We start from the raw sequence: 7350 nt of genomic DNA on the forward strand, positions 1-7350 counted from the left end.
CCGGCGGGCACCGGCGAGCCCCGGCGAGCACCGGCGAGCACCGGCGAGCCCCGGGGGCTAGTCGGCGAGCGGATGCCGCGGCGCACGCGGCACGGGCGGCGGCGGCACCGGCTTCGCGGCCACGACATCGGCGAGCGCGAGGACGACCAGACCGCGTTTGGTCTCAACCATGCACCCTGTGTCGGAGACGGACCGCAAGTAACCCACGGCATCCGTGACCCCGCCCTCGATGCGGGTGCGCACCACGATTCGGGTTCCGAGGGTGGTGCTGGAGACGAATTGGGCGGCGGCGAGGCTCATCCGGCTGAGCCTACTCTTCGAGCCCGAGCCGAGCGCGGCCCAGCCGCACCCAGCCGCGCGGCGCCCGACCCAGCCGCACCCAGCCGCACGCAGCCCGGCCCAGCCGCACCCAGCCGCACCGCGCCGAACCCAGCCGCGCCGAGCCGCACCCAGCCCAACCCAACCCCGCCCCGCCGCACCCAGCTCCTCGCCGACCGGGAAGGCCGACGGCATCCGCTACCTGAGGCGGCTGAAGGACTCCACCTTGCGCACGTCGCCGGCGATCAGAATGACGTCGTCGGCCTCCAACGTCGTGTCAAGGGTCGTGTAGCTCCAGCCCTTGCCGGGGCGGTTGAATGCCGTGACGGTGATCCCGTGGATGGTGCGCACGCTCGATTTTCCGAGCGGCACGCCGATGATCTCCTGCGGCGGGTTCGTCTTCACGAGGGCGAAGTTCTCGTCGATCTCGATGTAGTCCTGCATCACCCCGCGCACGAGGTGGGCCACCCTTTTGCCCATGTCCTTCTCGGGGTAGATGACGTGCTTGACGCCGATCTGGCGCAGGATCTCACCGTGTGGGTCGCTGACCGCCTTGGCCCAGATATTCGGGATGCCCAGCTTGAGCAACAGGCTCGCGGTGAGGATGTTCGCCTGGATATCGCCGCCGATCGCGACGACCGCGCTGCTGAAGTCCGGCACCGAGAGTTGGCGGAGCGTCTCCTCTTTGGTCGAGTCGGCGCGCACGACGTGGGTGAGCAGGCCGTTGTGCGCCTGCACGATCTCCTCGTCTCCGTCGATGCCGAGCACCTCGCTGCCGCTGGCCATCAGCTCGAGTGCAAGGGCGCTGCCGAACCGACCCAGGCCGATCACGACGATCGCATCCTCTTCGGCCATACGCGCAGGCTGCTGGTGCCCGAACAGGGAAAATTTAGCCAATGATGGGCCTCTCTTTCGGTAATTCATACCCGGTGGGGCGGTCCCGCAGGGCGAGCGCCGAGGCGAAGGCGATGGGACCCAGACGACCGATGAACATGAGCAGCATCAGGATGATATGACCGGCCGGGGGCAGACCCGCGGTGATCCCGGTGGAGAGCCCCACCGTGCCGAACGCGGAGATCGCTTCGAACAGAAGGGCATCGAGGCCGATATCGGTGATCAGCATCAGGGCGACCGTGGAGACCGTGATCACCGCAACCGCCAAGAGCACGATGGTGATCGCCTGACGGTGCACGGCCCGGGAGAGGCGCTTGCCGAAGACGTTCACGGCCACCTCGCCACGGATTTCGGTCAGCAGGATGAAGAACAGCACAGCGAAGGTGGTGATCTTGATGCCGCCGGCGGTGCCGGCCGGGCCTCCGCCGATCAGCATGAGCACGTCCATGCCGAGCAGGCTCGCGGAATCCATCGCCCCGATGTCGAGGCTGTTGAACCCGGCTGTGCGCGTCTGCACCGATTGGAAGAATCCCACCAGGAGTTTGCTCGGCCAGTCCAGCGGTCCGAGCGTGCCCGGGTTGTTCCACTCCACGCCGGTGATGTAGACAGTGCCCGCGACCAGAAGTGTGATCGTTCCGGCCAGCACGATGCGGGTGTTCATCGACCACTTCAGCGGGTTCCGGAGGTGCTTGCGCAGCTGCATGATCACCGGGAAGCCCAGGCCGCCGAGGATCACGGCGGCGGCGATGGGCAGGCAGATGAACGGGTCCGTCGCATAGGAGATGAGGTTGTCGCTGAACAGGGCGAAGCCCGCGTTGTTGAACGAGGACACGGAGTGGAACACGCCGAGCCAGATGGCCCGGCCCGGCGCTTCGCCGTACCCGATCCAAAACCGCAGGCTCAGCAGCACCGCCACGATGGACTCCACGATCAGGGAGATGCGCACGACGCCGAGAACCAGCCCGCGGACATCCTCGAGCCCGAAGCTCTTGACCTCGGCGGCCGCCGTCATGCGGGACCGAAGGGACATCTTGCGGATCACGGCGAGCCCGATGACCGAGGCGAACGTCATGATCCCGAAGCCGCCGACCTGGATCAGGGCCAGGATGATGATCTGGCCGAACGGCGTCCAGAACGTCGCGGTATCGACGACGGTCAGCCCGGTCACGCAAACGGCCGACGTGGCCGTGAAAGCCGCGATCAGGAGCGGGGTGCCGCCGGGGCCGGGCGTCGCGATCGGGATCATCAGCAGCACCGTGCCGATCAGGATGGCGGCGGCGAATCCGGCGACCACGACTTGCGCCGGATGCAGCCGGGCGCGCGGCACGCGCGGACCGCTTCTTCGGAGAGACAAGGATGGCACCCGCTCACTATACGGTTCACGGGCATCCGTCGTCTGTTCCGGTTTCGACACGGCACCCCCCCTATCGGTGACTGCCGCACTCACGCAAAATCCGAGATAATCTGTGTACACCGGCGAGGGGGAACCAAGGGTGAGATTCAACGGGGGTGTGCGTATGCACACGCACGCATTGCGGCCCCACGGCCGGTTGCTGGTGCAGTCGGGGCTTTCCGTCCTGGCCCTTGTCGCACCAATCTCCGCCGTGCTCTTCTGGCTCAGCATCCCCAACGGCACCTGGCGTCCGGTTGCCATCGCCCAGGTTGTGCTCCTGAGCATCTGCGGCCTTGCCTATCTCGCCTACACTCGCACCATCATCCGTGTCGATGCCGAGGGCATCTCGGAGCGCGGCTTCATGGGCCTGGTCAAGGACTTCTCCTCGGACGAGATCGGCAGCGTCGTGCTGCTCGACCTCTACCGGAGCGGGGCGCTCGACACGCAGCCGCAGCTCTTCGTCACCGGCACCGACGGCCGACTGCTGGTGCGCATGCGCGGGCAGTACTACTCGCGCGGCGCCATGGACACGGTGGTCGATCAGCTCGGCGTACCCATGGTGCGGGTGCCCGAACCGATGACCCTGCAGGACCTGAACCGGGTGCGCCCCGAACTGCTCTACTGGTTCGAGCGACGCTTCACCCGGCGCGGGGAGTAGCGCGGCATCCGTTCTTCGCGCTCTGCGAATCACGGCTCAGCGAGTGCGCCGTTTCCGGGTCGCGCGCACGATTGCGTCAATGGAGTCCAGGGCGGAGAACAGCAGCACGACGACCACCACGATGGCCGTGACGACCCCGACGCCCTGCGGCCAGCCGACGGCATCGAAATAGTCCGGGTTGAGCAGCCGGCCGCTCGCCGTGAGCCAGACCGCTGGAACGACGAAGAGAACGTCCAGCACGATGGTCGCCATCGCATTCGACACCGACCATCCCGTGTAATACGCGAACAGGTGAAAACTGATGCTGACCGCGGCATAGAAAAGCGCGATATAGAACGCCCCGGATGTCCACAATTCCGTCGCAATCGGACCGATGAGTGCGCTGTCCCGCCCCTCGACCGCACCCACCGTCTGCAGCCAGATCAGCACGCTGGCGATGATCACGAGAAAGCTGACTCCGCCGACGAGCTCCGTGAAATAGCCGCGCTTGTCCAGGACCTCGGGCAGGGATGCCGGATCCCAGACCACTGTGCGCCTTGACCGCATCGCCGATGTGCGCTCGATGATCGCGAAGATCACCGTCGTGAAGAACGCGATCGACATGGCCGTCTCGATTGCGCCGGTGACGGCGACGCCCACCGTTTCACCAGCCGACGAGCCGGCGACAAAAGTGACGATGCCGCTGAACAGAAACCAGATCGGCACCACGGTCGAGAGCAGCACCGTGAGCACGCGCACGTAGTCGAAGTAGAGATCCGGTCCCACGAGGTAGGTGGGCTTCTCCGAGTACCGGGCGGCCAGCCGGCGCGGTGCGCCCAGCTCGGCGAGCACGATGTGTTCGGCGGCCACGGCATCCGTTCCCGCCTCCAGGCGATCCTCGATTGCGTCGGCGATCAGGGTGCGCAGTTCGGCTTCAATGTCAGCACGCTGCCGCGCAGGCAGGCCGCGCAGCGCTTCGGTGACGAAGCGGTCGGTGAGGGTGGACGGGGTGAACGGGGTGGTCATGATGTCTCCGTGAGGGATCGGAATGCGATGTTCAATTCGTTCCAGTCGGTGGTGAGGGTGGCGGCGAGACCCACCCCCTCCTCACTCGTGACGTAGAACTTGCGCGGTCGGGACTCGTCGGTGTTCCACTCGCTCGTGAGGAGACCCTGCTTCTCCAGGCGCCGCAGCAGAGGGTACAGGGTGTTGGCATCCACCGCGAACCCCTGGGATTCGAGGGCCGTAAGCAGGGCGTAGCCGTAGTTGGGCTGCGTTAGCAGCACCAGGCAGGCGAGCACGATGGTGCCGCGCCGCAACTCCTGCCGGTGGGTGGCGAGTTCTTCTTCGTTGAGCACTTGTACACATTAGTGTGCGTCACACACCCGCAAGGGCCCGGTCGTGCGCCGCCCGCTCCCTGGAGCGGGTCCAGGATGCCGCGAGGACGACAATGGCCAGCAGCAGCGTGATCTCGATCGCGGAGAAGAACAGGTAGACCGGCGTGGGCGGTGTGCCGAGGAACAGCGTGGAGACCTGAACCGCGGCCATAACAGATGCGGCGCCCACATTGATCCAGCGGTTCAGTCCGTGCCGCACCACGCGAGCGAGAAGAACCATCGCGATGGGGATCTGCATCAGCACCCCGGCCGCGACCAGCTTGCCGGGTGTGAAGGGCCCGCCGCCGAGGGTGCCGGTCTCGAGGTCGACGAGGTGTGCCGGGTCGTAGAGCCCGAGCACGTCGCAGTAGAGGTAGTTGAACAGCAGAACGATCCAGAGCGTGGAGAGCAGCACGGGCCGCGGGAGTGGAGTGAGCAGCATCATGGGATCGGATCCTTTCCGAGGGTTGGTGTGTGGGGATTTGGTGTTGTCGGGTTTCGGTTTTGTAAGTCGCACTGTACTGTGTATCACACACTATAGTGTTACACCAGAAAGGGTGCCATGAAAGCGATCATCCAGCGGGCCTACGGCGGGCCCGAGACCCTCGAGTACACCGATGTCCCCATGCCGGTGCCCCGTGCCGACGAAGTGCTGATCCGCGTCCACGCGGCATCCGTGAATGCGGCCGACTGGCTGCTGATGCACGGCGAGCCCTATCTCGTGCGGCTCGCGTTCGGTTTGCGGGCACCCCGCATCGCGGTCCGGGGACGAGATGCCGCGGGAGTGGTCGTGGCCGTCGGCAGCGCCGTGCGACGCGTCGCCGTGAATGATGAGGTCTACGCGGAGGTCAATGCGGGCAGCTTCGCGGAATTCACGGTGGCGACCGAGAAGGTGGTTGCCCGCAAGCCTGCCACGCTCACCTTCGAGCAGGCGGCGACGGTGCCAATCGCCGCGACCACGGCGCTGCAGGGACTCCGGGATGCCGCGAACCTGCAGCCGCGCGATCGGATTCTGGTCAACGGCGCATCCGGCGGGGTCGGATCGTTCGCCGTGCAGCTTGCGAAAGCCTTCGGGGCTGAGGTGACGGCCGTCTGCAGCACTCGGAACGCCGAGCTGGCCCGCGGCCTGGGCGCCGACCACGTGATCGACTACACCTCCGAGGATTTCACGGCCCAGGGTCGGCAGTACGAGGTGATTTTCGATCTCATCGGCAATCGTTCCCTGTCCGACTGCCGCCGCGCGCTCACCCCACGCGGAACGCTGGTGCTGTCCTCCGCCGCCGGCGGTCGTCTGTTCGGCCCGATCGGGCGCATCCTCGCCGCATCGGCCCTGGGAGTCTTCTCGCGCCAGAGCCTCCGCCCGCTCGTGGCGTCGGCCAGCGCCACCGATCTCGATGTGATTCGCGAGCTGATCGACTCGGACAAGGTCGCTCCCCAGATCGAGACGACCTACCCACTGAGCCGGACCGCCGACGCCCTGCACCACTTCGGCGAGGAACACACCCGAGGCAAGATCGCCATCTCGATCTGGGACGGAGTGACGGCTGGCCCGGGGTGACGGCTGGCGCGGAGTGCGCCGCCTCGTCTGGCCCGGAGTGACGGCTGGCGCGGAGTGCGCCGCCTCGTCTGGCGCAGGGGCTGCGCTCCCGAACGAATTCGACGGAGATTTTGGCCGAAACGGATGTTTTGGGTCGGAAAACCGGGTTTACGGGCAAAATCTCCGTCGAATTCGCACGGCGCGCAGGGCGGGCGGGGCGGGCCGACGGGGCGGGCGAGGCTCAGTCGGGGGCCGGCCGGCGATCGGGGACATCCGGTGTGAAGATGTAATCGTTGTTCTCAGTGAGCTCGGGGCGCATCCCGCGAGACAGGTTGTTCTGGAACAGTGTCCGGGACTCGTCCCGGCGCCGGACGGCCTCGGCCGGGTCGTCGGCGCGCAGCCGCTCGAAGTCCACGTCAAGAGACAGCGAGTCGCTGCCCGACCAGACTGGGGGGAGTTCGCCGGCCAGTGCCCGGAGGGTGCGCGGAGAATCGAGTCGCCACCGCACCTCGAACCGGTCACTCCGGTCGCTGCCGGTGATGACGTCGTCGAGCCGGCCGTAGAAATCCGGCAGGAAGCGCACCACCTCGGCGCCCAGCTTGACCAGGTTGAAGTGCGCGTTGCGGCGGATCAGCGGGTCGAAAGTCCAGCGCATGTCTGCGACGCCGTGCTGCAGACAGAGTGCCCGCTGGAACAATTTGAGCGCGTAGCCGACCCCACTGCCGCGCTGCCACGGCACGACCGCTGCCATGTGCGAGTGCAGGTGGATGCCGTCGGTCCAGCCGAGGAAGCCGAGCGTAGCGCCGACCGGTTTGCCGGCCTTGGTCGCCACCATCACGGTGTTGCCGGCGAAGTCGAGCGCCAGGAGCATCGACCTGTCGGGGCTGTGGCCCACGCCCCAGGTGCGCTCGAACAGGCCGATCACCGCGGCCAGGTCGCGGGGTTCAGCCTGCCGCACGGTCACCCCGGCAGCCTCGGCGGCTGCATCCGCGGCGGCCTCCGCCTGCCGCACGGCTTGCTGCGAAACCCCCGGCTCAACGCTCATGCGTCGAGTAGACCACACCAGGCCCGGTCCCCGGCAGCCGGCCACCGTGCTAATTCGACGGAGATTTTGGCTCTCCTGCTTCATCCGTGGGTTAAACCCGGCCGGGGAGTGCGGGTTTGTGGCCGCCGAGGCTGAGCATGGCCAGGGCGA

At 66.9% G+C, this 7350-nt stretch carries 9 protein-coding genes; 2 read left to right on the plus strand and 7 right to left on the minus strand.

Annotated features, from left to right (window positions below):
- Positions 1–57: 57 nt before the first annotated feature.
- The 3 genes from E3O28_RS12850 to E3O28_RS12860 form a co-directional block, all read right to left on the minus strand.
- Entirely contained in the window at positions 58–300 is a 243-nt protein-coding gene (locus tag E3O28_RS12850) for a ferrous iron transport protein A (RefSeq protein ID WP_104169199.1), read from the minus strand.
- Positions 301–516: 216 nt separating this feature from the next.
- Complete coding sequence (locus tag E3O28_RS12855; protein WP_104099219.1) at positions 517–1173, minus strand: TrkA family potassium uptake protein; 657 nt, start codon at positions 1171–1173, stop codon at positions 517–519.
- A gap of 34 nt (positions 1174–1207) precedes the next feature.
- Positions 1208–2575, minus strand: coding sequence for a potassium transporter TrkG (locus E3O28_RS12860; protein ID WP_241973123.1), 1368 nt, complete (start codon positions 2573–2575; stop codon positions 1208–1210).
- Between the two features lie 154 nt (positions 2576–2729).
- Between E3O28_RS12860 and E3O28_RS12865 the strand changes: the two genes are divergently transcribed.
- Complete coding sequence (locus E3O28_RS12865; protein WP_134401156.1) at positions 2730–3263, plus strand: hypothetical protein; 534 nt, start codon at positions 2730–2732, stop codon at positions 3261–3263.
- A gap of 36 nt (positions 3264–3299) precedes the next feature.
- Here the strand turns inward: E3O28_RS12865 and E3O28_RS12870 are convergent, their stop codons facing one another.
- From E3O28_RS12870 to E3O28_RS12880, 3 genes are read right to left on the minus strand one after another with little or no spacing between them, the layout of a single operon-like run.
- Complete coding sequence (locus tag E3O28_RS12870; protein WP_134416293.1) at positions 3300–4268, minus strand: permease prefix domain 1-containing protein; 969 nt, start codon at positions 4266–4268, stop codon at positions 3300–3302.
- Positions 4265–4600 (minus strand): PadR family transcriptional regulator, encoded by a 336-nt coding sequence (locus E3O28_RS12875; protein WP_134416295.1) that lies wholly within the window; start codon positions 4598–4600, stop codon positions 4265–4267. The genes E3O28_RS12870 and E3O28_RS12875 overlap by 4 nt, the downstream gene beginning before the upstream one ends.
- A gap of 19 nt (positions 4601–4619) precedes the next feature.
- Positions 4620–5063 carry a DUF6326 family protein gene (locus E3O28_RS12880; RefSeq protein ID WP_174721905.1) on the minus strand — a complete coding sequence of 148 codons (444 nt, stop codon included), beginning with the start codon at positions 5061–5063 and terminating at the stop codon, positions 4620–4622.
- A 117-nt stretch (positions 5064–5180) separates the two neighbouring features.
- Here E3O28_RS12880 and E3O28_RS12885 point away from each other — a divergent pair, with 117 nt between their 5' ends.
- Positions 5181–6176 (plus strand): NAD(P)-dependent alcohol dehydrogenase, encoded by a 996-nt coding sequence (locus E3O28_RS12885; RefSeq protein ID WP_134416297.1) that lies wholly within the window; start codon positions 5181–5183, stop codon positions 6174–6176.
- 220 nt (positions 6177–6396) lie between these two features.
- Here the strand turns inward: E3O28_RS12885 and E3O28_RS12890 are convergent, their stop codons facing one another.
- Entirely contained in the window at positions 6397–7200 is an 804-nt protein-coding gene (locus tag E3O28_RS12890) for a GNAT family N-acetyltransferase (RefSeq protein ID WP_104099225.1), read from the minus strand.
- Between the last annotated feature and the right edge of the window lie 150 nt (positions 7201–7350).

It is taken from the genome of Cryobacterium sp. TMT2-14, assembly GCF_004402465.1.
In the GTDB taxonomy this organism is placed as follows: Bacteria; Actinomycetota; Actinomycetes; order Actinomycetales; family Microbacteriaceae; genus Cryobacterium; species Cryobacterium sandaracinum.